Here is a 25,126-nt window from a genome sequence, read left to right on the forward strand (position 1 = left end):
TCAGTCGACTACGACCTCCTCCTTCAGGCCTTCAAAGGTCTTTTCACCAATCCCCGATACATTCATCACATCCTCTATTGTTTTAAACAAGCCTTCTGTTTCCCTGTACTTAATAATCGCTAACGCCTTTTGTGGACCGATGCCACTTAATTGTTCAAGTTCTGTTTTAGGAGCTGTATTGATATTGATTTTTCCGGGAACCTCTTCCTCCGTAGTAGCATCTTCTTGAATGACTGGGGGCTCTTCTCCTTCTACTGGTATATAAAGTAGCATTTCATCTGTCAATTGTTTGGCGAAGTTAATTCCTTTCGTGTCTGCTTCATCCACTAAGCCCCCTGCTTCCGCAATCGCATCAATAATCCGCTTAGAAGTGTCTAATTCATACACCCCTGGGTAGTTAACAGCTCCTTTCACATCAATAAAAACGGCGTGTACAAGCTCCTCCTGTGGTCCTTCTGGTGTGTCTTCTAGTTGATTTGTTTCAACTGGTTCAGGAAGCAATAAATCATCAAGGTAGGCTTCCTCTGGTTGTTCTAATTCAATTGGCTTATCTTGCCATAAGCTAACGACAAAAGCAGTCACTAAAACAGCAACAATGGTCGTCATAGTCCCTTTATACTCTTTTAGTTTGTTTAATGTGTCCATTCGCTCATTCCTCCTGAAAAAACTCCCTACTATATATATTACCTTTTAAATCTCAAAAGCACTTTTTTTCTTCAGGAAAAATGAAAATAGGTGGTGATTTTACCTTTTACAGTAAAATCACCACCTATTTGGACGCTTTAATCCATATCGTTCAATTCATTTAAATAAGCAATGGCATCGCTAATATGTTTGACGGGAACGATTTCCATTTCTGTGTCGATATCTTCAGCTGCCTCAACGGCTACCTCATAATTTGATTTATAATCAGGAAAATACTCTAACGTTAATGCATCCGCTTCATCATCGGGAACAAAAAAGACAGAAGCCCCTTCTCTATCAGCAGCCACAACTTTTTTGTCAACCCCGCCAATACGGCCGACCAGTCCGTCTTCCGTAATCGTCCCCGTTCCTGCAATGGTATGGTCTCCTCTGATCGGCTCTTCTGTAATCATTGAGTAGATTTGCAAAGCAAACATCAAGCCAGCAGACGGGCCGCCGATGCTGCCCGATTCGATGGATACAGATGGTTCTGTTTGGACGGTTGAGCGAGTAACTAAACTAATGCCTATACCCGGGTTACCGGTTTCAGCTAATTCAACTAACTCTCCGGACGCTTTGAATACCTCTGATTCTCGCTCGACAGTTAACGTTACCGTATCCCCGTTGTCTTTATCAGCAATGTACTGGATAAACTCTTCCGTATTGGCAAAAGCCTGTCCATCAATGGATAATATACTGTCTCCAATTTCAAGACTATCACTGAAATCAGACTCTTGTGAAATAGACATGACATAGACACCAAAGAATTCGAGCTGATAAGGTAAATCTGCTGCATTAAAAGCGGCTGCTTTAGCCGTATTTTTAGAGTGAGTCATGTAATAATTTTGAATCAGACGGTAGGCGTCATAATCTTCTACATTACCTAAAAGCTCTTCTTCACCTAGTACCGTATGATAAGGAAAGAGTTGTAATAACGAGCTGAGTGGAGTGGCTTGAAGCATTTCTACCGTTGTCATCATAAATTCACCCTCTGATTCATCCCCCTCACCATTGACCTCAACCATTGAATTAACTTCAATCGCACTTCCGGGTCTTTCGATGTAATAAGGTATCGGTTGAAAAACAAGGAGATAAATCGCAATGACGATGAACAAACCTTTAAAAAGACGTTTGTTATTTTTCAATTAACCTTACCTGCCTTTATTAAACTTTGGAATCAAGGCTTCTTTTACATGTTCAGGAACGAGTTGACCCAATTCTCCATGATAAAAAGCAATTTCTTTAACCATTGTGGAGCTGATTGATCGATACCGTTCGTCTGATATAAGGAAAACCGTCTCCAGTGTCTCATGTTGCATCTTATTCAGTGTAGCAATATCTACTTCATATTCCATGTCTTTAACTGAACGAATCCCTCTTACCAATACGTTCGCACCTTGATCCTTAGCTAATCCAGCAGTCAATCCATCATAGCTCATGATGCTTGTGTTTTGCACACCAGTTTTTTTTACCGCCTTTTCAACCATGTCTAAGCGTTCATCAAGTGTAAACAAGTAGTTTTTTGATGTACTCACGCTAATAACAACAATAAGTTCGTCAAACAACTCGGCAGCCCGTTCAATAATATTTAAATGGCCATTGGTTAAAGGGTCAAAACTCCCGACATACATTGCCTTAGTCATTCGCTCTACTCCATTCATAAACAACTAATTTAGTCGTTCCATATACTTTTTCTTTGTATTTACTATAACCTGACTCATTAGGTTCAACAGCTGTATGCTTATCTGTTTCACATACAATGAGTGCATGGGGGTTTAACAAGTCGGCATGCACTAAATTAGATAACAAGGCTGTCCAGTCTTCCTTTTCATAAGGTGGGTCTAACAACACCAAGTCAAAGCTTACGCCAGACCCTTTTAATTGAGTTAATGCCGTCGTATCTTTCTTTTTCCATATCATAAACTTGTCTTCTTCTTTTGTCATTGCCACATTTTCTTTAATGGTTGTGATAGCCCCTGGGTATTGGTCGACTAAATAAGCTGCATCCATTCCTCTGGACACAGCTTCAATACCAAGAGAACCACTACCAGCATACAGATCAAGGGCTATTCCTCCGTCAAAATAAGGACCAATCATGTGAAACAAGGATTCCTTAATTTTATCCGTCGTCGGACGTGTGTTCGTTCCCTTGACCGCTTTTAACGGTCGCCCGCCATATTTTCCAGAAATAATTCTCATCTTCTCTTCCTCATTTGTATACTAAAATACCAATCTGGCCGATTCATCTTCTTTTTTCTTTACCGCTAATGCAGTCACTTGATCAAGAACACCTTCAAATGTTTTTGGTAACTCGCACTGGTAAGAATCCTCCACACGTCTAACAAAATGCTGTTTACTGATTGCTTTGCTTACGGACTCTTTCTCATCTCTATTGACATAAACAATGGCATAGTTCATATTTTTAGACACGTAATGGATTAATCCATAACGCTTTAACTTATTTATATACTTTGATGTGTATAACCAGACGACCAAGCCTGCTCTGGTTGGTTTAACTTCTTCCATTCTTTTCACCTACTTGTGTTTTTTTCATTATAACAAAAATAACACTTGGAACAATAGGCTTTATGAATAAAAGGTAAGTAGTATGTTTTTGGTTATAAAAAAGCACCCTCTCATCACGAAAGGGTGCTTAAATACTTTAATTAGTTGAGTTATTTTCGTAAGCTTCTGTATACACATCGTTAAGGTGTTTTTCAAGAGTACTTAACATCAATTGGCCTTCTTCTTCTTCAATCATGCCAACTGATACAGCGAATTCAACTTTTTTTGAAAAACCGAACATTTGCGTGTCAATCACTTCTTCAAATGCAGGACAAGACACACAGAGATGTTGCTGATTTTCAATTAATTGAGTAATTTTTCTTGCATCGTCGTTTAACACGTCTCTGGCAAGTTCAATTTGTAATTGATCCATTTTAGCATTTCCTTCCTTCTACTCATCCTACTTATTTAAAGCAAGTATATCACAATGTGTTTGTGAAAGGAACAATAAGCCAGCATTAGTCATCGGTTAGTCAAAGTTTAGCCGTTTGCTTTTTTCGCTGCTTTTTCACGCAAGTTTTTGTTTAGTACTTTCTTTCTTAAACGAATAGATTCAGGAGTAACTTCACAGTATTCATCGTCAGATAAGAATGCTAACGATTCTTCTAATGTTAAGATTTTTGGACGTTTAATGACGTTTGTTTGGTCTTTATTAGCTGAACGAATATTGGTTTTTTGTTTCTCTTTAACCACGTTAACGGCTAAGTCATTGTCACGGTTATGCTGACCAACAATCATCCCTTCATAAACTTCAGTACCCGGCTCGATGAAAATCGTTCCACGGTCTTCTAAGTTCATGATACTGTATGTCGTTGCCGCACCATTTTCCATTGAAACAAGAGCCCCAATACGACGCTCACCAGTATTTCCTTGTAAAAGAGGCAAATATTGGTCAAAGGTATGGTTCATGATACCGTACCCTCTTGTAATAGATAGAAATTCATTGGTAAAGCCAATCAAGCCTCTAGCTGGAGCTAAGAATACGATACGCACTTGACCATTGCCAGTGTGAATCATATCAAGCATTTCCGCTTTACGAGAACTTAAGCTTTCAATAACAGACCCCATATACTCTTCCGGTGTATCCACTTGAACTCGTTCAAATGGTTCATGTTTTTTCCCGTCAATTTCTTTGATAATAACTTGAGGACGAGACACTTGAAGTTCATACCCTTCTCTTCTCATGTTTTCTATTAAGATAGACAAGTGAAGTTCACCACGTCCAGAGACAACCCAAGCATCAGGTGATTCAGTTGGATCAATTCTTAAAGACACATCCGTTTGTAACTCAGTCATTAGTCTCTCTTCAATTTTACGAGACGTGACCCATTTACCTTCTCTACCTGCAAAAGGCGAGTTGTTGACGACAAAGGTCATCTGTAAGGTTGGTTCGTCAATGTGTAGAACCGGAAGTGGATCAACATGATTAATAGGTGTAACTGTTTCTCCAACAAAGATGTCTTCAAAACCAGATACAGCAATTAAATCTCCAGCTTTCGCTGTTTGAATCTCAACTCGTTCAAGTCCGAAGAAACCAAATAATTTTGTTACACGGAAGTTCTTAGTTGAACCATCCAATTTACTCAATGTCACTTGGTCTCCAACAGAAATCGTTCCTCTAAAGACACGGCCAATACCAATACGCCCAACATAGTCATTGTAATCAAGTAATGATACTTGGAATTGCAGTGGCTCGTCACTGTTATCGATTGGAGCTGGGATAGCTTTTAGAATTGTTTCAAATACAGGCGCCATTGTTTTCTCTTGATCAGCAGGATCATCTGAGAAGCTGCTTGTTCCGTTTAATGCAGAAGCATATAATACGGGGAAGTCCAATTGATCTTCGTCTGCATCCAATTCAATCAATAAGTCTAAGACTTCATCAACGACTTCTTTAGGTCGTGCAGTCGGCTTGTCAATTTTGTTTACTACAACGATTAAACGCATTTTTTTCTCTAACGCTTTTTTCAATACAAAACGGGTTTGAGGCATTGTTCCTTCATAAGCATCGACGACTAAAATAACTCCATCAACCATTTTCATAATACGCTCAACCTCACCACCGAAGTCCGCGTGACCAGGTGTATCCATAATATTAATGCGGTGAGTGCCATAATTAACGGCTGTATTTTTAGCTAAAATAGTAATGCCACGTTCTTTTTCTATATCGTTTGAATCCATCGCACGCTCGTGTAGTTCATTACGGGCATCCAGTGTATCAGATTGCTTGAGTAATTCATCAACCAATGTCGTTTTACCATGGTCAACGTGGGCAATAATAGCAATGTTTCTAACTTTGTCTCTTTTTTTCATAAAATTCCTCCAAATACTTTGGGTGTTCATTTTTTTCTATACAGTTGACAGAATGTCTTTACAGGTCATTTTCATATGGTTTTCATTGTGTTTCACACAAAAAAGCACCCATTCCTGATAATCTTCCTCATCAAAGAATAAATGCTCCACCATATATCCTCTTTTTGCTGCAGTGAGTATTATACCAGTAAATCACATAGAAACACAATGTTTTTTATTGACTATTATGTGAATTCACAATTTCTTTGTGAGCCGGTTCAGTCCCAAAGACCGCATGGTTACTTGATAGCATATCTAATTCACTTCCATCAAATTGAGTGGCTTTCATACCCAACTCTTCCATGAACACTACTCCAGGAGCAATATCCCAAGGTTTTAAATTTCTAGCCATGTAAGCAACCACGTTTCCTTTTGCCACTTCTACCACTTCAAGCCCCGCCGACCCAAGTGCTCTCACGCCCATACTTTGACGGCCAAGCTCTCTTACATACGCATTCTCTTCATTAACCATTAACACGGAACTCGTTGCTAATAAGCCTTCGGACAGCGGTAAAGACTCGGGCTTCTCAAGTGTTTGCCCGTTGCAACGAATACCATCGCCTTTTCTTGCTGAATACAACTTGTCTCTCATCACATCATAGACAGCTGCTAATTCCCCAACACCATCCACAAAGACACCAACCATCAAGGCAAAATTTTCTCTTTGTTTAACGAAGTTAAGGGTCCCATCTATGGGGTCTAAAAACCAAATAGTACCGTCTAAGGTATCAACATCGTCTCCATAACCTTCTTCTCCAACGATACGATCAGTTGGAAAATTCTCTCTAATTCGTGACGTCAATTCCTTCTCTACTGACTTATCCATGTTAGTAACCAAGTCATTGAAGCTTGTTTTTTCTTCTATTTCCATCGCTTCATCTTTATTTTTCACGATATCTTTCCCTAGTTCTTTCATCCACTCCAGGATTAATGTTTCTCTTTTTTTCATTTCATCCATGAAACAGCCCTCTTTTCTTCATCTTATCTATATTCTAATTGAGTCCACTAGATATTGCAAAAGTTTGCTTTTGGGGGTCAGTGTATGTAAAAACCCCTCGCCACAAGTGACGAGGGGTTTTATTAAACTATTACATGTGGATTGGGAATCCAAGAGCTGCTTCAGCAGCATCCATAACCACTTCACCTAATGATGGGTGACCGTGAATAGTCAAGGCGATATCTTCAGCGTTCATGCCGCTTTCGATAGCCAAACCAATTTCAGCGATAATGTCAGATGCGCTAATTCCAGCAACTTGAGCACCAAGGATAACATGGTCTTCTTTAGTCGTAATCAGACGGACAAAACCTTCTGTTGCGTTAAGAGACAATGCACGACCGTTACCACCAAGTGGGAATTTAGTGACTTTGATGTCCATTCCTTGCTCTTTAGCTTCCGCTTCAGTTAAACCAACAGATGCAATTTCAGGATCTGTAAAGGCAACAGCTGGCATAGCACGGTAATCAACAGCAACTTTTTTGCCTGCGATTGCTTCTGCAGCAACTTTTGCTTCATAACTTGCTTTGTGAGCTAGAGCTGGACCAGGTACAACGTCTCCAATAGCATAGATATTTTTAACGTTTGTACGGCTTTGGTTATCGACTGGAATAATTCCACGTTCGCCAATTTCAACGCCTGCTTGTTCTAGACCTAATTCATCAGTGTTTGGACGACGACCAACTGTAACTAATACATAATCAACATCTAGTGAGTGTTCTTCACCGTTTGCTTCATATTTAACTGTTACACCGTTGTCGCTAACAACTGATTCTTTAGCCATTGCTTCAGTAATGATTTCTACGCCACGGTTTTTGAAGTTTTTCTCAACTAATTTAACCATGTCTTTGTCAAAACCGTTTAGGATTGAAGGAAGACCTTCAAGAATCGTTACTTTTGTTCCAAGGTTAGAGTATACGCCTGCTAATTCAGAACCAATGTATCCTCCACCAACGATAACCATAGATTCAGGAATATCTGTTAAGTTAAGCGCGCCTGTTGAATCCAATACGCGATCACTGAACTTGAATCCAGGGATTTCTACGGGACGGCTTCCTGTAGCAACAATTGCGTTGTTGAATGAGTACGTTTGAGCACTGTCTTCACTCATCACGCGCAATGTGTTTTCGTCTACGAAGAAACCTTCACCTCTAAGGATTTCTACTTTGTTTTTCTTAAGAAGCATTTCTACTCCTTTAGTTAACTTAGAAACCACTTCATTGTTTTTCCACTCTTGAGTTTTAGCGAAGTCAATAGTGACGTTTTCGCTTGACACACCAAAAGAAGTTGAATCTAATGAGTCTTGGTATTTATGACCAGCAGCGATTAGTGCTTTAGAAGGAATACACCCAACGTTTAAACAAACGCCTCCGATGTATTCTTTCTCAACGATCGCTACTTTTTGGCCCATTTGAGCTGCACGGATAGCCGCGACGTATCCGCCGGGGCCAGCTCCGATAACAACTGTATCTAATTCAATTGCGAAATCTCCTACTACCATTTACGATTCACCTTATCCTTCCATTAATAACAATTCAGGATCAGCAAGTAATCTCTTCAATTCGTTCATTGCTTGTTGTCCAGTTGCACCGTCAATAACACGGTGGTCAAATACGAGTGACAATTCTTGAACACGTGCTGGAACAATCTCACCTTCAGCGTTAACGACTGGTTTTTGAGCAATACGTCCGACACCAACGATAGCCACTTCTGGGTGGTTAATGATTGGAGTGAAGAAGCTTCCGCCTACAGAACCAATGTTACTGATTGAGATGGAACCGTCAGCCATTTCGCTGCCTTTAAGTTTTCCATCGTGAGCTTTACCTGATAATTCAGTAATTTCTTTAGCAATTTGGAACATACCTTTGCTGTCTGCATCCTGAATAACTGGTACATATAAACCACGGTCAGTATCAGTAGCTATACCGATATTGTAGTAGTTTTTGTAAACAATTTCGTTTGTTGTATCATCTAATGATGTGTTCAACTCAGGGAATTTACGAAGAACTGCGATAACTGCTTTAACGATATATGGCAAGAATGTTAATTTAACATCTTGTTCAGCAGCAACGTCTTTGAATTTCTTACGGTGATCCCATAGTTTGTCAACAACGACTTCGTCAAACAAAGCAACAGAAGGAATAGTCAAATTACTGTTAACCATTGCGTTAGCGATAGCTTTACGAGTCGTAGACATCTTCTCTCTTGTTTCTTGATCTGAACGACCAGATTTGAACGGTTTAACGTCAGTTGACACTGCTGTTCCAGTAGAAGCTGCAGTTGAAGTAGACTCTTGAGTTGATTCTTCTTGAGTTGAAGTAGCTTCTTGTGCTCCTCCGCCTTGTAAGAATGTATCAATATCTTCTTTCGTTACACGTCCACCTTTACCAGTCGCTGTTACGCGGCTGATGTCAGCATCTTTTTCACGTGCATATTGTCTAACTGATGGCATAGCCAATACGCGTTTGTTCGGATCAGATGTTTCAACAACGTCACCAGTTGGCGCGCCTTCAGATTGAGCAGGGTCTGTTTCTTTCGCTCCTGCAGTTGCTTCTTCAGAAGAAGCCGCTGTTTCAGTTGCTGTTTCTTCTGCTGCATCGCTTGAATCTGAGCTATCTTCGTGACCTTCAGCATCGATCTCAACGATAGGATCTCCTACAGATGCAACCGTTCCTGGTTCTACTAAGAATTTTTTAATTGTGCCATCTACTGGAGAAGCTAATTCCTCAACAGATTTATCGTTTTGAATCTCAGCAATCGAATCGCCTTCTTCAACTGTGTCGCCTTCAGATACTAACCAGCTGACGATTTCGCCTTCTGCCATACCTTCCCCAACATCAGGGAGTTTAAATGTATAAGCCATTAATAGTCTTCCCTTCTTTAATTAAGTTTAAATCACTCATTAATCAATAAGAACACACTTCCTCTTCTATCTTTATGAGAAAGTGCGGTCCTTTTATCATTGATTATTGACGATTAAAATTCAACTACTTTGTTAATTGCTTCAGTAATGTCTGCTGCGCTTGGTAACCATAGGTTTTCAACTTGACCGAATGGATAAACCGTGTCAGGTGAAGTAACGAATTCAACAGGTGCTTCCAAGGAAAGGATAGCGCGTTGAGATACTTCAGAAATAACAGTGTTTCCAACACCAGCTTGACGTTGTGCTTCTTGGACCATAACCATACGACCTGTTTTCTCAACTGATGCAACAACTGTTTCATAGTCGATTGGAGAAACTGTACGTAAGTCGATCACTTCAACAGATACATTGTCTTTTTCTAATTGTTCAGCTGCTTTAAGAGCTTCTCTTACCATGTAACCGTAAGCCACAACCGTTACGTCCGAACCTTCTTTAGCAACATTTGCTTTTCCAATAGGAACAGTGTACTGCTCTTCAGGTACTTCGTCACGGAATGAACGGTAAAGTTTCATGTGCTCTAAGAAGACAACAGGGTCTTCGTCACGAATAGCTGAAGTCATTAACCCTTTAGCATCGTACGGGTTAGATGGGATAACAACTTTAAGTCCTGGAGACTGAGCCATTAATCCTTCTAAACTGTCCGCGTGCATTTCAGGTGTGTGAACCCCACCACCAAATGGTGAACGAACTACAACCGGCATGTTCAAGTTGCCGCCCATACGGTAACGTTGACGTGCAATTTGACCAACGATAGAGTCCATAACTTCGAATACAAATCCGAAGAATTGGATTTCCATGATTGGACGGAAACCTTGGACAGCTAAACCAAACGCCATACCACCGATACCAGATTCTGCAAGTGGAGTATCATTGACGCGTTCTTCGCCAAATTTATCGTAAAGACCTTGAGTAGCACGGAAAACACCGCCGTTTTTACCTACGTCTTCACCAAAAACCAAGACCTTTTCATCACGAGCCATTTCTTGGTCGAGAGCTTCTGTGATTGCTTGAATCATTGTCAGATTCGCCATGATTAATTATTCTCCTTTGCTTCGTATTTCTCAATCTGCTCAAGGATGTTTTGACCAGGCTCATTGTACATACTTCTTAGGAAGTTAGAGATTTTCATCTTAGGAGCTTGATCTGCTTCTTTAGCAGCTTGTTTCACTTCTTCTTTAGTTTTTTCGATTAATTCTTCTTCAACTTCATCAGACCATAGGCCTTTTTCTGTTAGGAAGTTACGGAAACGAATAAGTGGATCTCTTTGCTCCCAGTAATCAAATGACTCTTGTTCACGGTAACGTGTTGGGTCATCTCCTGAAGTTGAGTGTGGTCCGAAACGAGAGGTGATTGTTTCGATTAATACTGGACCGTTTCCTGCTGCTGCCCAATCACGAGCTTGTTTAGATACAGCGTAGACTGCTAATGGATCCATACCGTCTACTTGGATTCCTGGAATTCCTGCTGCTGCAGCTTTTTGTGCTAATGTGTTAGCTGCTGATTGCTTCTCACGAGGAGTAGAAATCGCATAGCCGTTGTTTTGAATATAGAAGACAACTGGTGCTTTGTAACGTCCAGCAAAGTTCATACCTTCATAAACGTCACCTTGAGAAGACCCACCGTCACCTGTATAAGTGAATGTGACCTCGTCTTCTTTACCAGCTAATTTTTGTCCTACAGCGTTACCCATAGCTTGGATATACTGAGCACCAATAATGATTTGTGGTGGGATAGCGTGTAGATCTTCTGGGTAATTGTTTCCTTCTACGTTACCACGTGACCATAAGAATGCTTTTGGTAGTGATAAACCGTGTTGGATCAATTGAGGCACATCACGGTAACCTGGATATAGCCAGTCTTGTTTCTTAAATGCGAAATGACTTGCTAATTGTGATGCTTCCTGACCCATTGTTGGAGCGTAGAATCCTAATCTCCCTTGACGAGCTAATGCCATCGAACGATCGTGAAGAACTCTCGACCATACCATTCTTCTCATCAATTCTACTAATTCATCATCTGATAAATCTGGCATGATGTCTTCATTGACAACTTTACCGTCTTTATCTAAAATTTGAACCATCGGAAACGAAGCTTCAATTGAACTCAATAATGCTTCGTAATCAACTGGTTGCTTTGCCATAGATAACCCATTCCTCTCTTGTGTGTTAAGTTTTAAAATGTAACAGTTATTTTTAGCTGTTTCATTTTTCCTCATACCTTTTTAAAGGTATCATGTTTCTAAGGAAAATGCAAGCGTTAATGTTCTGTAACAACCTTATAAATTACTGTTATATAAAGGTTTTCGCCTTTTGTGAATAAGATAACTTAGTTTCTGTTATACCTGAGAAAGCTCATTTTATATTGTTATATTGTAAGTGAAGTGATACAGGCTTTTTATCTGTTATATAAAAGAGGGCGCTCTCAATCTAGTGTATCAGTGTCATTTATAACGATTTTCTTATGTGAATGACCTAACATGGTCTGATTGTTCCCTCTATCCCTGTTTTATCGTGTTCATTTAATTGAAAAACTGTTAGAATAGTAGAGACGTTTATTACTTACTGTATTCTATTGTATGTACGCATTACAAATAGAACAGTACGTTCAGAATATTTCATTTAATTAGGAGGTTATCTTATGATAACAATGGAAGATATTATTAGGGAAGGTCACCCTACTTTAAGAAAACAAGCCGAGCCCATTACGTTTCCACTAGATAATGACACGAAGGAACTTGCAGAGGACATGTTGGAGTTTTTAATAAACAGTCAAACACCAGAAATTGCAGAAAAATATGAGCTTCGCCCAGGTGTCGGTATTGCGGCTCCTCAAGTGGATGTTTCCAAAAGGCTCGTTGCCGTTCATTTGCCAGCGACGGATTCTGAGGATGATCCTGATGAATTTAGCAAAATTTTAATCAACCCAAAAATCGTCAGTCACTCTGTTCAGCAAACGTGCTTGGCAGATGGGGAAGGATGCTTATCAGTAGACCGCGACGTTCCTGGTTATGTCCCTCGCCATAAACGCATCACGGTGGAATACTATGATCTAGATGGAAATAAACATAAAGAACGACTTCGAGAATTTCCAGCTATCGTTGTTCAACACGAAATCGATCACTTAAATGGCGTCATGTTTTATGACCGCATCGATAAAGACAACCCACTTGCCTTACCTGACGGCATTGATGTCTTAGGTGCAGTTGAAGAAGAGTAATTGATTAAGCAACAAAAGCCATGAGGTGCGTCAATACGCATCCCATGGCTTTTGTTTTATTTATAACGCTTTTAATTAAACGGATACAGATTATTGCGTCACTGTTCCTTCTGGCTTATCCCTTTTCTCCTGGCGCAATAACCTTAAGCCGTTGAGTATAACTAAAATCGTTGATCCTTCATGGAACACCACGCCCAAAGGTAAGCCGAGTAGTCCAAAGAGGTTAAATATAATAAGAGCGACAATAACAGCGATTGAAAAGATGACATTTTGAAGAATAATTGTATTTAACTTTTGACTCAAATTAAAGCTATAGAGCAGTTTAGATAAGTCATTTTTAACAATCACGACGTCAGACGACTCCATGGCAACGGACGAGCCACTCCCCATCCCAATACCGATATCTGCATTGGCCAAAGCAGGCGCATCGTTAATCCCGTCACCAATCATCCCAACGACTTTGCCTTCAGCTTGTTTTTTTAAAACAACGTTAATTTTATCCTCTGGTAAGCAGTTCGCTTCAAAGCTGTCTACTTGGACTTCCTCTGCCACTTTTTTCGCTACCAATTCATTATCTCCCGTTAATAAGATGACGCTTATGCCTTGTTTTTGAAACCCAGCAACCGCATCAGCCGCTTCTTCTCTCACTTGATCAGCTAATGACAAGTAGCCAACAATCGTTTGATCCCTGCCAATTAAAACAGTGGTATAACCTTCTTTGGCTTTCTTTCGGTACAGATACGGATCTTTATACTCATTAAATAAAGATGGTTTTCCTACCGTTATATTTCCTTTTTTCAATCCAGATCCCGGCACTTCTTCTACTGCTTCTGTAAGGTCAACCGTGTCGAAAGTTAACTCTTTGAAAGAAGAGACAATCGTATCCGCGATGGGATGACTGGACTGCTGCTCCATGTAAACCACTTCTTTGAGTATATATTCATCTGCTTCATACTCAACGACTTGAAACTCGCCAAAAGTGAGTGTCCCTGTTTTGTCAGTGTAAAGAACAGCCATTGAGCTTAATGCTTCCATAGCTGCCCCACCTTTAACTAATACTCCATTTTTAGCCCCGTTACTTATCGCACTCAAAGTAGCTGGAGTCGCTGATGCCACCAAGGCGCACGGACTGGCTACTGTTAGCAAGACCATGCCTCGATAAAAAGCTTCTTGGAAGGATAAATGGACAACCGAATACAGGATTATGATGAAAAGAGGAACCGTAATCAAAACTCCTAAGACGTATGTTGACTCGATCCGGTCGATAAATTTTGAAATACTGGACGGTCTCGTTTGGGCTTCTTCCACCATCCGAACAATGTTGGAGAAGATGGTGTCACTGCTTAACTTGTTTACAGTTAAATAAAACACATTTCCCTCATTGATTGTTCCGGCAAATGCTTCTTCACCTACTTGTTTTTCTACTGGTACAGACTCACCAGTCAATGCCGCTTCATTCACCTTGCTTTTCCGATCGACATACCCGTCGATGGGCACATGTTCACCTTTTGAGACAACCACCATGTCCCCAATTTGTAAGGCATTCGTTTGCACTTCAATGACTTCCCCATTTGCTTTTAGTACATGAGCGGTCTCAGGGATATGTGACATCAATTCTGAAATGGCGCTCGTCGATTTGTTTGTCGCATAGTCTTCCAGTACTTCTGCCCCTGCAAAAATCAGCAGCAGGACTGCCCCTTCCGATTCGTAGTTAATGGCAACAGCCCCTAAGGCAGCTAAAATCATAAGTAAGTCCACGTTCAACGCTTTCTTAAGAAAGGTATCCACTACCGCATGCTTAGCTGCGAAAAAACCTAAAAAAAATATTGCAATATAAAAAGCCAGACTGCTGCTTATATCATGGATAGGTATTAAGACAAAACCTAATACGGTCATGGCTATTCCTACCATTAAAAACTGCCCGTTTCTATTTTCTTTTAAGTAAGACAGCATGATGAATCATCCTTTCACTTAGTTTATTTTTTATTTAGGTATTAAAAAAGACACACTATGAGACAGACGTTACTGTCTCACAGATGTGCCTTAACGGACTAGTCTGCTGCCACCACCGGTGACCGGGCTGCGTTTTCTATTAAATAGAGGCGCAGCTTGCTCAGATTTAAAAAAGTTCCAAACAAATCGTTCAAATAGGATTTGCCTAAGAACTATTGAATTGTCAAGTAAGGATATCTTCAGCTATATGTTAACGCAACCAAATAAGTTTGTCAATCGTTTCACATGGTTTTTCAATAAATAAACCAAGGAAAGAAACCATCTCTTCCCCTGGCTCGCCATTACTTATGCTTCTTCTAGTGGGTCGTTGTCAAGATAAGCTTGGAACATCCAAATCGTCTTGTCGACTTCACCTTGAATAGCAATCAGCATATCGTTAGACACGAAATCTTTATGGTCATCTGTTAACTGAATGCCTTCGCTTAACGAATCACGTAGCTTTTTGTAGTCATCTACCAATGCTCTAACCATTTGATCTTGAGGCAAATTCTTATCTTCCACTCGCTCCTCTAAAACAGAATGCTCCAAGAATTCTCTTAAGGTCGCATACGGTTCCCCACCGATGGCTAACAATCGCTCTGCTACTTCATCCATGTCTTCTGTCACTTTGTCATACAACTCTTCAAATTGCTCATGCAAAGCAAAGAAATGCGGTCCCTTCACATACCAGTGGAATTGGTGAAGACGCGTATAAAGTAACCCCTGAGTAGCCACTAATTTGTTCAAATAGTCTTTTACTTCTGTACTGAACATATTTCTTCCTCCTTAGCGTATAGTCATACCTTTAAAGTACAACGATTATTTCTTCTTTATAATCATTATAAACTAAGCGATTTATAAAGCAAGACATTTGCATCGGGATAATTGAAGTATTCACTTTTTAATATTTATAAAAAAGAGACTGGACAAAACGTTATAAATGAGACATAATAGTAAAAGAGATTTAACGGGGGTATAGCTCAGTTGGGAGAGCGCTTCGCTGGCAGTGAAGAGGTCATCGGTTCGAGCCCGATTATCTCCATACATAGTTAACATTGAAGGGACGCCGTTTGTGGGCGTTCCTTTTTTGTTTGACTACTTCTTTTTCCAGTTAAAAGCACCATAAAATTGGTAGGTTCGAGTAGAGGTTGGAGTATTAGTCTAGAAATGGGAATTGAGATGCTGATTTTTGCATCTCGTTTCCCATTTTTTGTAGACATTGATTGATTCCTGGATGGTTACATACTCAGCATAAAGCTATTAAATATATCTGCAGTCTTATCTCGCTCAGCCTTAGTTACATGAGCGTATATATCCATAGTCGTTTTGATATTACTGTGACCTAAACGCTCTTTTACACTGTTCATTTCAACACCAGCTTCAAACAATAAGGAGCAGTGGGTATGACGAAACCCGTGTACAGTGATGTGTGGTAATTTGTGATTAGATGTCACTCTTTTGATAATTCTTCTTAAATAGGCATCTGTCATAAAATGATTATTCTCTGAAGTGAAAATTAATTGATCTGGTGAATTTACATTATGACCTCGTCCTATCAAAAACTCACGTTGATAATTTTTCCACTGCAGTAATATTTGAATAGTGTTTTTGTCTACTCCTATTTGACGAGTACTATTTTTAGTTTTAGGAGTAGAAAATTGAAATTGCTTAATCTGTTGATTGTAGATGAGAGTTCGTTCTACTGACAGTGTCATCTTATCAAAATTAATATCCCTCCACTGTAAACCAAATAATTCCCCGCGCCTTATACCCGTAAATGCCAGTAGATGAAACATTGTATATGCTTTTAATGATTCATCTTCTTTTACAGCTTTCAAAAATGTGAGTAACTCATTTTTTTCAAAAAATGGTGCATCGTAATTTTGTTTATGAGTATTCTTTGGACGGATCACTTTAGACATCGGGTTATCAGTGACATAACCTTGATTAATTGCGAATTTAAATATGCGATTGACTATACTCACCAATAGAGCAGCTTCTGAATATGTGCTATACCATAAGTTCGTAGCTTCCTGACATATTCTAATATCGATTTGATCAATATAGATGTCTTTGAATATAGGGAAAATGTGATTACGCAGAAAACTTTTTGTCGTTGTAAAAGTTGTTACCTTTACCTGCTTCTCATAATGGATGATCCAGTAATTAGCTACTTCACTAAATCTATATTTGTCTTTATTGGCTTTGGTGATTTTACTATTCTTTTCATACTCTTTAATTAGTTCTAATAACGCATTTCTAGCATCGGCTTTTGTAGCAAATCCTCGTCTTTCAATCTCATCAGCTTTGCCAGTGGATGCATCCACTCCAAAGTAATGGTAAAAACGCCATTTTGTTATTCCGCTCTTTGTCTCATACTTCTCAAATTTCATTTGTTATTTCCTCCTATAGCCCGACAGCTTAATAGGATTAACATAATTGTTTAAACGTATTCGATATCATCTTCAAAAAATACTTTCATAGACACTGCTTTACCAATAATATTTACATAATAAGGATCGTATGCAATTTTCCGCTCACTCATATCATTAGGCAAAAAGCCTATGCCATCGTCATTATCTTCAATGGCCATTCTAAAACACTTTTTGCCATCAAATTCAATATAGTAAAAGCTACTTATTTGAATCTTCTCACCTGGCTCCATTTGTCTAATTTTGACAAACGCTCCGTACGGTATTTCTGGACTCATTTCATCATCAGAAATAAAAATATTTAATTCTGGATCTCCAGTTGCATCATTTTGCTCGTTATAATTCTTATTAGCAAAGTCTTTTATATCGACATCGAAAATGAAGTTTGGATCATCTGTCATCCCCATTAAGTATGCTGCTGAAGTATCTAATGCTCTGGCTATCTTGATGATTAAATCAGGGTCCCATTTAGCGACACTATTATTTTCGTAACGTGATATAGTCGATGCTGATTTATCCACCTTGTCGCCTAACTCACTGAGAGACAAGGCTCTATCTATACGTAAATCTCTTAACCGATTACCATTCATTTACTTTTAGCCTCCAGATTCTTCTGAAATCTTAATAAACCAATAGAAATTATCTATTAATTAATTGTATTATAATTTACTGTTGCATCTTTTGCAACATAAATGCACAATCTTTTGCACATTATGCAAAACTGTGTTTACATTCACATAGGAGTATTGTATCTTAATCTAAGAATCATAAATAAGGCCTATTTATTTTCTAAAAATATATTTTTTGATAGCGAGGATTATAAAATTGTACATTATTGATTATGAATTATTGTTGAAACGTTTCCGCCAAAGTGAATACAATTATAATAGACTAGCACAGAATGTAAATGTCTCGAGAAACACTATAAGAAATATCATGTCTGGACGAACGACTCCTAGCCACTACTGTTCAGCGAGTATTGCTGAAGCATTAGAGCTAACCCACGAAGATATTATTGCTATATTTTTTCCAAATATAAATAATAAAGGGGTATTTGAAAATGACTAATATACATACCAACTTGAACAGTGTAATGGATCTAATCATAGATACAAAGATAGAACAATACGAGCAAACAATTAATGAAAAGCTAAGTCAACTTGAACGAAAACTATTAACTGCCCACACGAATCCCAATAATGAGATTCTTCAGCAAAAAGAAGTATTTGAGTTATTAGGTATTGGTCGCAGGCGTTTAAAAAATTGGGTTGATCGTGGCTTGAAAGAAATACGAATTGACAACCGCGTGTACTACAGATATTCCGAATTAATGAACTTCATAGAAAATAGTAAACCTTAGGATTAATATTAGAAAATATTGTAAGCGATGCCTTTTAATCTTCTTATATACCTATATAGATAGCCCGACAGCTAGGAGATTAAAAGGCTTGTTTTTGCATGGGAAAAATTCGATTGAACTATAGGAGGATATTATGGTTAAACGTATAGTAGATACAACTTTTTGGACGGATATGAGCGTAATTGATAATTATTCTGTGGAAGATAAGTACTTTAGCCTTTATTTAATGACTAATGGCAAAACTACCCAAGTAGGTATCTATTCCCTACCCAAAAAGGTAATAAGTTTTGAGACAGGTTTTACTAGTGATGTCATTCAAGTATTAATTGATCGATTTAGTAAAAATTATGGAAAGATTATATACAGCGAAGATACGCAAGAGGTTACTGTATTGCAAAGCTTACAGTACACAATATTAAAGGGTGGTAAGCCTGTCAGTGATTTATTAGAGCGGGAACTAGCTCATATTAAGGACAGCTCGCTTATTGCATCCACTTACGAGGAAATGAAGTCCTTTTGGGAATTATCAAAGAGAAGCTTTGATAAAACAATAAAACAACTTTTTGAAAATGAATTGATAAACCGTGGATTAATGAAACCTCAAAATGACAATGAAAGTATAAATGATATTGAAAAGGAAAAAGAAAATGAAATAAAAAATGAAAAAGAAAATGATATTTATATTTATAGTAACAATGTAAATCACAATGACAATGACAATGAAGAATCAGGGGCTACGAATCGTATACAGGATGTTGATTCAAACGAAATAGCTCTACAAGAACGATATATCGACTTTATCAGAGAATGTCAGCCAACATTTAGCGAGACCGTCACTCCAGATAATATTTTATCAATTTATTATAGTCAGTTAATCGGAGAGATTAATCCAATTATTGAAAATCAATTGAATCAATGGAAAAAGAATATGCCCACGTCTCTGGTACTAGAAGCTCTCCAGAGGTCATTAAAAGCAAATAACCCCTTACTCTACGCAGCATCTATTCTAAGTAACTGGAGAAAAGAAAAAGTTAGCAGTCTAAAGGATGTCGTAACCTTGGATAGACATTATCAATGGAATGATTAATTAAAGCTTTTTATATTAGTTGTATCAGTGGACTAATCAGAACGATGGATGTACTTAAGACTCAAATAATGCTCAACCGATTGGCCTTTACCTATTTCAACAGGACTATATAATTAACTTATATATTGAAAGAGGTGGGAGAATGGATCAGGCTTCTGTTAACGCAAGTAAATTAATAAAAAAATTTACACCACTTATTCATAAAACTATGCATCGATTAAATATATCAGAAACTCATATGCTATATGATGACTTTTATCAGGAGTTCCAAATCAAGTTGATTCAGCTCTATCGCTCTTTTGACGGAGACCCCTTAAACATTGAAGCTGATAGATACAGGTTTACAGCCTATGCACAGAAAGGACTATACTGGCGTGGAATTGATATTCTGAAGCCTAAATCTTACAACTTTAGCAACCCAATCGATGATAGCAAGTTAGCTATAATAATAGATAGTAAAGCTGAAAATACTAACGTAATAGAACAAAACCATATTATTAAGGAGTTCATTAGTCAAGCTAAGTCAAGGCTTACAGATCAAGAATACATGATTTTTCTGTATCTCACAGAAAGTAATTATAATAATCAAGAATTAGCAGATTTACTTAATGTTCATCGAGTTACTATCGCTAAGAGAAAAAAATCAATTCAAAAAAAACTATCAGATTTAAAATATACCTTAATGAAACAAGATGACGTGTAAGAGTTATCAATCGTTTTTAGGTGTGTAATAGCTATTACTTAAAATTAAGGAGGAATACAAATGAAAGAATTTGAAGGCGCAAGAGTTCAATTTACCTCTGTTGATCCAATGACAGAAGAGACTTATCGATTTTCTTTAGGAGATCTAAAAGAAGATGCTGATGCAGCAGTTATTCTATCTGTAGGCGACGCCCTTAAGGAAATTATCGATGGGGATTTAGAATCAACAAAATTGACACAAACATATAACATTGGTTAAGGGGGATAACTTAAATGAATGATACAACAAATCTAGAATTAACTTTTGAAAATTCATCTGGTAAAAGCAAAAAACTATCTATTCGTCGTCCAGTACTTGGTCTTACACAAGTTGAGATTTTGCCTGTCATGGAGACTATCGTAAATAGTGATATCTTTGATGAGGATGGTATTGATCCTTACGTAAAGGCTAAAAATGCCCGTTACGTACGTACTGAGATTGAAGTTCTTTTTGAAAACGAAGAAGCATAATAATTTATTAAGTTAGACTCTTGAGTGAGTCGGGCCCTCGCTTATTAGCGGGGGCTTTTCTTTTTATATTTTTTAAGAAAGGAGTTGTCCTTCATGCCTATTATTGAATTAGGAGCATTAGCTAGTGGTTTACTGGCTGTAATTACTTTGACTAGCAAGATAATCAAATTAATTACAACAATACAGTCACTGGTTAACCGCCTAGATCAATTACAAAAAGATATGGCCACTACCAAAGAAGTCTGGGCAGAAACCACCCAAAACTATATTGGTATTGATCAACGTCTTAGAGTAGTTGAATTTGAACTAGCAGAGGCCTGAGAAAGGAATGAATTAATTAAAATGAAGAATCATTTCTATGATATTGGTAAATGGGTTGTGTTAATCTTTATCCCCTCTTTTGCGGTGTTAATTAGCGGCCTAGGAGACTTATACGGTTGGGAAGGAACAGCTACTATGGTTACTTCTATTAACCTTATAAACGTCTTTTTAGGCTCACTTTTACAATTATCATCTTTCAAATATAACTTGAAATATAAAACAACTGGAGGTACTAATAATGCAACAAAATATATTAAATCACGCTAGGTCCTATATCGGGGCTAAAGAAGGTGATTACAAGCATAAAGAGATAATAGACAAGTATAATGCTATACGACCTTTGCCGGTTGGCTATAAGGCGAAATTGACAGATGAATGGTGTGCAATATTTTTAACTGTTATAGGAGACTTATCTGGTGCATCCACTTATTTTGGTCGTGAATGCGGTGTGCAGCGTTTTATCAGAATTTTTAAAGATAAAGCCATATGGTTGGGGTTAGTAAAGCCTAAGCCTGGTGACATAATAGTCTTTGACTGGCAGAAGGATGGCTGGGGAGATCATATTGGAATAGTTGAACAAGTAAATGGGAACCAAGTAACTACCATTGAAGGAAACACATCCAAAAGTGTAGCGAGAAGAACTTATGCTTATAACCATTGGCGTATTGCTGGCTATGCGAGACCAAACTATCCCTCGAGTGGTGGTACGAAGAAGACAATTAATGACCTCGCTCACGAAGTCATTAATCAAAAGTGGGGTAATGGAAATGATCGAACCTTTAAACTATCAGAAGCAGGCTACAATGCTGAACTAGTTCAAAGAGAAGTTAATCGAATACTCAATACAAGGCAACAAGGCACTAAATCAAATGAAGCTATTGCGAAGGAGGTAATCAATACTTCCAAATGGGGAAATGGCCAAGTTCGTAAACAACGTCTTGCGGATGCAGGATATGACTATCAAATTATTCAAAATTTAGTGAATAAGTTAATCAATTAATTTAACCCCACCCCCTTCATTGGAATTGGAAGTGGTTCAACTGCGTCGAGCGTAATCCGCAAAGCGGATGCAGCCGGCAACGCAGGTGAAACAATGTAGATGGAAATGAAGGGGGTGGGTTACTTAATACTTAAATTTGAGATTTATATCGCATTTTACTTATATTATAAAATTTGTTATTAATATACTTTGCTTCATACAAGTCTTTGCTTTTTCTTTCAATTAACATTATAAAGTCCGTTTCTTCTTCATAAGAAAATGGATCAATAGAAAAAGTTAAATACTGACCGTCTACTTTCCCGCTTGTATACCATGGATTTAAAATATAATTTCTATTTTTATCAATCATAATAATCCCTCCTCATACTAATTATAAGAACGTGCGTTCGTTTAGTCAATTCCGTATGTCATTATGAATCGACTATGTTTCTAAACTAATTAAAGCTATGGAATTTTCAGAATTGATTATATAGCCTGAATAATTCATAGTTTTTCTAAAAATGTTAGTTAATGCTGATTTTATAGTCTTTATATTCTTTTGCTTCATCACCTAATGGGTGATGAAGTAGGTTGCTTTAAATACTATTAAATCAATGTTTAAAAACAATATTAGTAAAACTATGAATTATTCAGGTCTTAGGCTGATGTAAAAAAGCGCTTCCTGTGAGATAATAAAGTATACATAAAAACGGATAAAAATTATTGGAGGGATCATATGCTACAAAAGTACGAACAATTGGATATCGAACTCAAAAGTTGAATTGGATAGAGCTGCGACTCTATTAGAGTCTACACATGAGCTGCTTGATATACTGGATGAAGAAGTTTTTCGTCGTGAGGAAGAGTTAAACCTATTACGTGAAGACTTAATGCAATCGAATCCGTCTTTCAGAGAACAAGTGACGAAGCAAGAGAAAGAAAAGCTTGAGTTAGAGCAAGAAGAAAAAGAAATCAATGAAGCGATTGAAGCTGGTGAACGAGTTCTTGATGAAATTAACGGTGTTTTAAAAGAATTAGATTCCGCGAACTCAATGGCTACTTGGGATATGTTTACGGATAGCTTTTTTATTGACTTGATGAAATATGACAAAATCGATAAAGCAGAAAAAGAGTTGGCTTATTTAGAACGTGCTTTGGAGCGTTATCAAAAAGAGTTAAAAGATGTTGATTTAGAGACATCTCTCGCTTATGAAGAATTAAGCCAAATGTCGCGTGCATTTGATATTTTCTTCGATAATATTTTTTCTGATTGGAATACTCGCGATACCATCCGTAGAAATATTGCCATGCTCGAAGACATGAATAATGAAGTAGATGACGTTCAAAATATATTACGTAAACGTAAAAGTGAAACCATTAAAAAAATTCAATTATTAGGTTAATATTAACCTCTAAAAAAGTCTCCCTCGATACGAAGGAGACTTCTTTGTTTAATATTCGATTAATTCTAATTTCTGATTGTTAATTTCCCATATCTGTTCAGCGATATTTTTCGTAAAGTATTGATCATGTGACGTAAATAAAATTGTTCCATTATAGCTCTTCATTAGGTTTTCTAGAGCTTCAATTGTTTGCACATCTATAAAATTGGTTGGCTCATCCAAGATCATGACATTACTTGGATCCGTGAAGAGTTTTGCGATAACTAAACGGGTCGCTTCCCCACCACTTAAATCGCTAATCGCTTTTGTGGATACTTCCCCTTGATTAAATCCTAAATTATTTAATACACTCCGAACAATCGGTTCTGTAAACTCGGTATCCTCCATCAAATAATCTACCATTGATTTTTCTCCACTCAATTGATAAGCCATCTGTTTATAAGTTGAAAAGACGACTTTCTTAGAGAGCGTTATCCCACTACCTTCTTCTAGAATATGTTGAAGCAGTGTCGATTTCCCAGATCCATTTGGTCCCACGATACCAATTCGTTTTCCAAGCGGAAACTGGAAATTCATTTCATGAAAGAGAACTTTGTCACTTTTTTTAATGGTCACATCCTGCCCCATAATCGGAAAGTCATTATGGATTTCAAGTAGTTTAGGTGTTGGAAACTGAATTATTTTGTCCGTTTGTAGCTGATCGACCTCATCTAATTGCTCAACTCTTTTTTCAATTGCTTTTGCGGCTTTATGTGCTGCCTTTTGTACCGTATCTTTTTGTTTGGAAGAGCCTAGTCTACCTGGGTTGACGGCTTTGTTTTTCTGTTTTGTACTGACTTGATTCAGCTTATCCGCTTGAGCCTGTTTAACTTTCGCGGCTTTTTCTAAGCGGTTCTTTTCTTTTAAAAAATTCTCATAGGCATTTTCTTGCTCAATTCGTTCTTGTTCTTTCTGTACCTGATAATCTGAATAATTACCGTTATACACTGTGATTTTACCCTCATGAATTTCCCAAATTATATCAACAACTTCATCTAAAAAGTAGCGGTCGTGACTCACTACGATTAAGGTGCCATAGTAGTATTTCAACTGGTCCACCAGAAACTGAATCCCTTCTCGATCCAAATGTGTTGTTGGCTCATCCATCATCAAGCCAAAGTGATAGATAGAGAAATACTCGGCTAACCGCATTCTTGTCTGTTCGCCTCCACTAAAATGTTGAATATTATGTTCCGGCACATTCAGTCGTGAAAGATATTCCGCATCTATTTTTGTGAAATCTGGTTGGATTTCGGATTCGATTTGACGGTAATATTGAAAATCTATTTTGGTGTTTATTTCACCGATATCTGGTTTTATTTCACCTGAAATTAGTTTTAATAAGGTGCTCTTGCCTTCACCATTTCGACCGACTATTCCGATTTTTTGATTTTCATATACTTTTAGATTCTCTATTTGTAAAATGTCTTTATTCTGATAACTTTTTTCTATATTTTTGAGTTCAATAACTAATTGGTTCATTTACTCATCTCCTGTATTTTATTTGTCCATTTGTATTAACTTGATTTTGGGCAATAAAAAATACAGGTCGAAGTCTAGCCGGCTT

The 25,126-nt window shown here is 37.8% G+C and carries 29 protein-coding genes and 1 tRNA gene; 12 read left to right on the forward strand and 18 right to left on the reverse strand.

Annotated elements, in window-relative coordinates:
• The 12 genes from C3945_RS00260 to pdhA all read right to left on the reverse strand — a co-directional run bounded on the left by C3945_RS00260 (position 1) and on the right by pdhA (position 11,658).
• The gene (locus C3945_RS00260) at positions 1 to 645 is read right to left on the reverse strand and encodes a helix-hairpin-helix domain-containing protein (RefSeq protein ID WP_161877673.1); all 645 of its coding nucleotides are present in this window, start codon (positions 643 to 645) and stop codon (positions 1 to 3) included.
• Positions 646 to 782: 137 nt separating this feature from the next.
• The gene (locus tag C3945_RS00265) at positions 783 to 1,829 is read right to left on the reverse strand and encodes a SepM family pheromone-processing serine protease (RefSeq protein WP_161877674.1); all 1,047 of its coding nucleotides are present in this window, start codon (positions 1,827 to 1,829) and stop codon (positions 783 to 785) included.
• Positions 1,830 to 1,835: 6 nt separating this feature from the next.
• Positions 1,836 to 2,327: a pantetheine-phosphate adenylyltransferase gene (gene coaD / locus C3945_RS00270; RefSeq protein WP_161877675.1), complete on the reverse strand. Its 492-nt coding sequence runs from the start codon at positions 2,325 to 2,327 to the stop codon at positions 1,836 to 1,838.
• The gene (gene rsmD, locus C3945_RS00275) at positions 2,320 to 2,883 is read right to left on the reverse strand and encodes a 16S rRNA (guanine(966)-N(2))-methyltransferase RsmD (RefSeq protein WP_161877676.1); all 564 of its coding nucleotides are present in this window, start codon (positions 2,881 to 2,883) and stop codon (positions 2,320 to 2,322) included. Before rsmD ends, coaD begins: the two co-directional genes overlap by 8 nt.
• A 21-nt stretch (positions 2,884 to 2,904) precedes the next feature.
• A complete protein-coding gene (locus C3945_RS00280; RefSeq protein WP_161877677.1) occupies positions 2,905 to 3,210 on the reverse strand; it encodes a YlbG family protein in 306 nt (101 codons plus the stop codon).
• A 136-nt stretch (positions 3,211 to 3,346) separates the two neighbouring features.
• Entirely contained in the window at positions 3,347 to 3,622 is a 276-nt protein-coding gene (locus C3945_RS00285; RefSeq protein ID WP_161877678.1) for a DUF1507 family protein, read from the reverse strand.
• 107 nt (positions 3,623 to 3,729) lie between these two features.
• Complete coding sequence (typA, locus tag C3945_RS00290) at positions 3,730 to 5,562, reverse strand: translational GTPase TypA (protein ID WP_161877679.1); 1,833 nt, start codon at positions 5,560 to 5,562, stop codon at positions 3,730 to 3,732.
• 214 nt (positions 5,563 to 5,776) lie between these two features.
• Entirely contained in the window at positions 5,777 to 6,559 is a 783-nt protein-coding gene (locus tag C3945_RS00295) for an inositol monophosphatase family protein (protein WP_161877680.1), read from the reverse strand.
• Positions 6,560 to 6,689: 130 nt separating this feature from the next.
• On the reverse strand, positions 6,690 to 8,096 hold the full coding sequence (gene lpdA / locus C3945_RS00300) for a dihydrolipoyl dehydrogenase (protein WP_161877681.1): 1,407 nt from the start codon (positions 8,094 to 8,096) through the stop codon (positions 6,690 to 6,692).
• A 12-nt stretch (positions 8,097 to 8,108) separates the two neighbouring features.
• Positions 8,109 to 9,458 carry a 2-oxo acid dehydrogenase subunit E2 gene (locus C3945_RS00305; protein WP_161877682.1) on the reverse strand — a complete coding sequence of 450 codons (1,350 nt, stop codon included), beginning with the start codon at positions 9,456 to 9,458 and terminating at the stop codon, positions 8,109 to 8,111.
• 113 nt (positions 9,459 to 9,571) lie between these two features.
• Positions 9,572 to 10,549 carry an alpha-ketoacid dehydrogenase subunit beta gene (locus C3945_RS00310; protein WP_161877683.1) on the reverse strand — a complete coding sequence of 326 codons (978 nt, stop codon included), beginning with the start codon at positions 10,547 to 10,549 and terminating at the stop codon, positions 9,572 to 9,574.
• 2 nt (positions 10,550 to 10,551) lie between these two features.
• Entirely contained in the window at positions 10,552 to 11,658 is a 1,107-nt protein-coding gene (gene pdhA / locus C3945_RS00315; RefSeq protein ID WP_161877684.1) for a pyruvate dehydrogenase (acetyl-transferring) E1 component subunit alpha, read from the reverse strand.
• 497 nt (positions 11,659 to 12,155) lie between these two features.
• Here pdhA and def point away from each other — a divergent pair, with 497 nt between their 5' ends.
• The gene (def, locus tag C3945_RS00320; protein WP_161877685.1) at positions 12,156 to 12,734 is read left to right on the forward strand and encodes a peptide deformylase; all 579 of its coding nucleotides are present in this window, start codon (positions 12,156 to 12,158) and stop codon (positions 12,732 to 12,734) included.
• 90 nt (positions 12,735 to 12,824) lie between these two features.
• On the opposite strand, the gene C3945_RS00325 is transcribed toward def, so the two are convergent.
• Positions 12,825 to 14,687, reverse strand: a complete 1,863-nt coding sequence (locus C3945_RS00325; RefSeq protein ID WP_161877686.1) for a heavy metal translocating P-type ATPase — start codon at positions 14,685 to 14,687, stop codon at positions 12,825 to 12,827.
• A 345-nt stretch (positions 14,688 to 15,032) separates the two neighbouring features.
• Positions 15,033 to 15,500, reverse strand: a complete 468-nt coding sequence (locus tag C3945_RS00330) for a Dps family protein (RefSeq protein ID WP_161877687.1) — start codon at positions 15,498 to 15,500, stop codon at positions 15,033 to 15,035.
• 195 nt (positions 15,501 to 15,695) lie between these two features.
• On the opposite strand from C3945_RS00330, the gene C3945_RS00335 reads away from it, so the two are divergent.
• Positions 15,696 to 15,768, forward strand: a tRNA-Ala gene (locus tag C3945_RS00335).
• Between the two features lie 196 nt (positions 15,769 to 15,964).
• Here C3945_RS00335 and C3945_RS00340 read toward each other — a convergent pair.
• A complete protein-coding gene (locus tag C3945_RS00340; protein WP_161877688.1) occupies positions 15,965 to 17,119 on the reverse strand; it encodes a tyrosine-type recombinase/integrase in 1,155 nt (384 codons plus the stop codon).
• Positions 17,120 to 17,169: 50 nt separating this feature from the next.
• Positions 17,170 to 17,748 carry a helix-turn-helix domain-containing protein gene (locus C3945_RS00345; RefSeq protein WP_161877689.1) on the reverse strand — a complete coding sequence of 193 codons (579 nt, stop codon included), beginning with the start codon at positions 17,746 to 17,748 and terminating at the stop codon, positions 17,170 to 17,172.
• Positions 17,749 to 18,094: 346 nt separating this feature from the next.
• Between C3945_RS00345 and C3945_RS12085 the strand changes: the two genes are divergently transcribed.
• The 9 genes from C3945_RS12085 (at position 18,095) to C3945_RS00390 (ending at position 22,138) form a co-directional block, all read left to right on the forward strand.
• Positions 18,095 to 18,226, forward strand: a complete 132-nt coding sequence (locus C3945_RS12085) for a hypothetical protein (protein WP_337249264.1) — start codon at positions 18,095 to 18,097, stop codon at positions 18,224 to 18,226.
• Positions 18,219 to 18,518 (forward strand): helix-turn-helix domain-containing protein, encoded by a 300-nt coding sequence (locus tag C3945_RS00355; protein WP_161877691.1) that lies wholly within the window; start codon positions 18,219 to 18,221, stop codon positions 18,516 to 18,518. The genes C3945_RS12085 and C3945_RS00355 overlap by 8 nt, the downstream gene beginning before the upstream one ends.
• Before the next feature lie 133 nt (positions 18,519 to 18,651).
• Positions 18,652 to 19,605 (forward strand): DnaD domain protein, encoded by a 954-nt coding sequence (locus C3945_RS00360; protein ID WP_161877692.1) that lies wholly within the window; start codon positions 18,652 to 18,654, stop codon positions 19,603 to 19,605.
• Between the two features lie 142 nt (positions 19,606 to 19,747).
• A complete protein-coding gene (locus C3945_RS00365; RefSeq protein WP_161877693.1) occupies positions 19,748 to 20,308 on the forward strand; it encodes a sigma-70 family RNA polymerase sigma factor in 561 nt (186 codons plus the stop codon).
• Between the two features lie 60 nt (positions 20,309 to 20,368).
• Positions 20,369 to 20,566, forward strand: a complete 198-nt coding sequence (locus tag C3945_RS00370) for a hypothetical protein (protein ID WP_161877694.1) — start codon at positions 20,369 to 20,371, stop codon at positions 20,564 to 20,566.
• Positions 20,567 to 20,580: 14 nt separating this feature from the next.
• The gene (locus C3945_RS00375) at positions 20,581 to 20,817 is read left to right on the forward strand and encodes a DUF2922 domain-containing protein (protein WP_161877695.1); all 237 of its coding nucleotides are present in this window, start codon (positions 20,581 to 20,583) and stop codon (positions 20,815 to 20,817) included.
• 93 nt (positions 20,818 to 20,910) lie between these two features.
• Positions 20,911 to 21,138 carry a hypothetical protein gene (locus tag C3945_RS00380; protein ID WP_161877696.1) on the forward strand — a complete coding sequence of 76 codons (228 nt, stop codon included), beginning with the start codon at positions 20,911 to 20,913 and terminating at the stop codon, positions 21,136 to 21,138.
• A 21-nt stretch (positions 21,139 to 21,159) separates the two neighbouring features.
• Entirely contained in the window at positions 21,160 to 21,405 is a 246-nt protein-coding gene (locus tag C3945_RS00385) for a phage holin (RefSeq protein ID WP_237585426.1), read from the forward strand.
• Positions 21,377 to 22,138: a CHAP domain-containing protein gene (locus tag C3945_RS00390; RefSeq protein ID WP_161877697.1), complete on the forward strand. Its 762-nt coding sequence runs from the start codon at positions 21,377 to 21,379 to the stop codon at positions 22,136 to 22,138. The genes C3945_RS00385 and C3945_RS00390 overlap by 29 nt, the downstream gene beginning before the upstream one ends.
• A 130-nt stretch (positions 22,139 to 22,268) precedes the next feature.
• On the opposite strand, the gene C3945_RS00395 is transcribed toward C3945_RS00390, so the two are convergent.
• Positions 22,269 to 22,487 (reverse strand): hypothetical protein, encoded by a 219-nt coding sequence (locus C3945_RS00395; RefSeq protein ID WP_161877698.1) that lies wholly within the window; start codon positions 22,485 to 22,487, stop codon positions 22,269 to 22,271.
• Between the two features lie 412 nt (positions 22,488 to 22,899).
• On the opposite strand from C3945_RS00395, the gene C3945_RS00400 reads away from it, so the two are divergent.
• Positions 22,900 to 23,520, forward strand: coding sequence for a hypothetical protein (locus C3945_RS00400; protein WP_161877699.1), 621 nt, complete (start codon positions 22,900 to 22,902; stop codon positions 23,518 to 23,520).
• Between the two features lie 48 nt (positions 23,521 to 23,568).
• Here the strand turns inward: C3945_RS00400 and abc-f are convergent, their stop codons facing one another.
• On the reverse strand, positions 23,569 to 25,041 hold the full coding sequence (abc-f, locus tag C3945_RS00405) for a ribosomal protection-like ABC-F family protein (RefSeq protein ID WP_153832468.1): 1,473 nt from the start codon (positions 25,039 to 25,041) through the stop codon (positions 23,569 to 23,571).
• Between the last annotated feature and the right edge of the window lie 85 nt (positions 25,042 to 25,126).

It is taken from the genome of Alkalibacterium sp. MB6 (assembly GCF_009935905.1).
Classification (GTDB): domain Bacteria; phylum Bacillota; class Bacilli; order Lactobacillales; family Carnobacteriaceae_A; genus Alkalibacterium.

Coding starts and splice junctions, on each gene's coding strand:
- C3945_RS00260 (WP_161877673.1), bottom strand. CDS start 645: ATGGACACATTAAACAAACTAAAAGAGTATAAAGGGACTATGACGACC.
- coaD (WP_161877675.1), bottom strand. CDS start 2,327: ATGACTAAGGCAATGTATGTCGGGAGTTTTGACCCTTTAACCAATGGC.
- rsmD (WP_161877676.1), bottom strand. CDS start 2,883: ATGAGAATTATTTCTGGAAAATATGGCGGGCGACCGTTAAAAGCGGTC.
- C3945_RS00280 (WP_161877677.1), bottom strand. CDS start 3,210: ATGGAAGAAGTTAAACCAACCAGAGCAGGCTTGGTCGTCTGGTTATAC.
- C3945_RS00285 (WP_161877678.1), bottom strand. CDS start 3,622: ATGGATCAATTACAAATTGAACTTGCCAGAGACGTGTTAAACGACGAT.
- typA (WP_161877679.1), bottom strand. CDS start 5,562: ATGAAAAAAAGAGACAAAGTTAGAAACATTGCTATTATTGCCCACGTT.
- C3945_RS00295 (WP_161877680.1), bottom strand. CDS start 6,559: ATGGATGAAATGAAAAAAAGAGAAACATTAATCCTGGAGTGGATGAAA.
- lpdA (WP_161877681.1), bottom strand. CDS start 8,096: ATGGTAGTAGGAGATTTCGCAATTGAATTAGATACAGTTGTTATCGGA.
- C3945_RS00305 (WP_161877682.1), bottom strand. CDS start 9,458: ATGGCTTATACATTTAAACTCCCTGATGTTGGGGAAGGTATGGCAGAA.
- C3945_RS00310 (WP_161877683.1), bottom strand. CDS start 10,549: ATGGCGAATCTGACAATGATTCAAGCAATCACAGAAGCTCTCGACCAA.
- pdhA (WP_161877684.1), bottom strand. CDS start 11,658: ATGGCAAAGCAACCAGTTGATTACGAAGCATTATTGAGTTCAATTGAA.
- def (WP_161877685.1), top strand. CDS start 12,156: ATGATAACAATGGAAGATATTATTAGGGAAGGTCACCCTACTTTAAGA.
- C3945_RS00325 (WP_161877686.1), bottom strand. CDS start 14,687: ATGCTGTCTTACTTAAAAGAAAATAGAAACGGGCAGTTTTTAATGGTA.
- C3945_RS00330 (WP_161877687.1), bottom strand. CDS start 15,500: ATGTTCAGTACAGAAGTAAAAGACTATTTGAACAAATTAGTGGCTACT.
- C3945_RS00340 (WP_161877688.1), bottom strand. CDS start 17,119: ATGAAATTTGAGAAGTATGAGACAAAGAGCGGAATAACAAAATGGCGT.
- C3945_RS00345 (WP_161877689.1), bottom strand. CDS start 17,748: ATGAATGGTAATCGGTTAAGAGATTTACGTATAGATAGAGCCTTGTCT.
- C3945_RS12085 (WP_337249264.1), top strand. CDS start 18,095: ATGTCTGGACGAACGACTCCTAGCCACTACTGTTCAGCGAGTATTGCT.
- C3945_RS00355 (WP_161877691.1), top strand. CDS start 18,219: ATGACTAATATACATACCAACTTGAACAGTGTAATGGATCTAATCATA.
- C3945_RS00360 (WP_161877692.1), top strand. CDS start 18,652: ATGGTTAAACGTATAGTAGATACAACTTTTTGGACGGATATGAGCGTA.
- C3945_RS00365 (WP_161877693.1), top strand. CDS start 19,748: ATGGATCAGGCTTCTGTTAACGCAAGTAAATTAATAAAAAAATTTACA.
- C3945_RS00370 (WP_161877694.1), top strand. CDS start 20,369: ATGAAAGAATTTGAAGGCGCAAGAGTTCAATTTACCTCTGTTGATCCA.
- C3945_RS00375 (WP_161877695.1), top strand. CDS start 20,581: ATGAATGATACAACAAATCTAGAATTAACTTTTGAAAATTCATCTGGT.
- C3945_RS00380 (WP_161877696.1), top strand. CDS start 20,911: ATGCCTATTATTGAATTAGGAGCATTAGCTAGTGGTTTACTGGCTGTA.
- C3945_RS00385 (WP_237585426.1), top strand. CDS start 21,160: ATGAAGAATCATTTCTATGATATTGGTAAATGGGTTGTGTTAATCTTT.
- C3945_RS00390 (WP_161877697.1), top strand. CDS start 21,377: ATGCAACAAAATATATTAAATCACGCTAGGTCCTATATCGGGGCTAAA.
- C3945_RS00395 (WP_161877698.1), bottom strand. CDS start 22,487: ATGATTGATAAAAATAGAAATTATATTTTAAATCCATGGTATACAAGC.
- abc-f (WP_153832468.1), bottom strand. CDS start 25,041: ATGAACCAATTAGTTATTGAACTCAAAAATATAGAAAAAAGTTATCAG.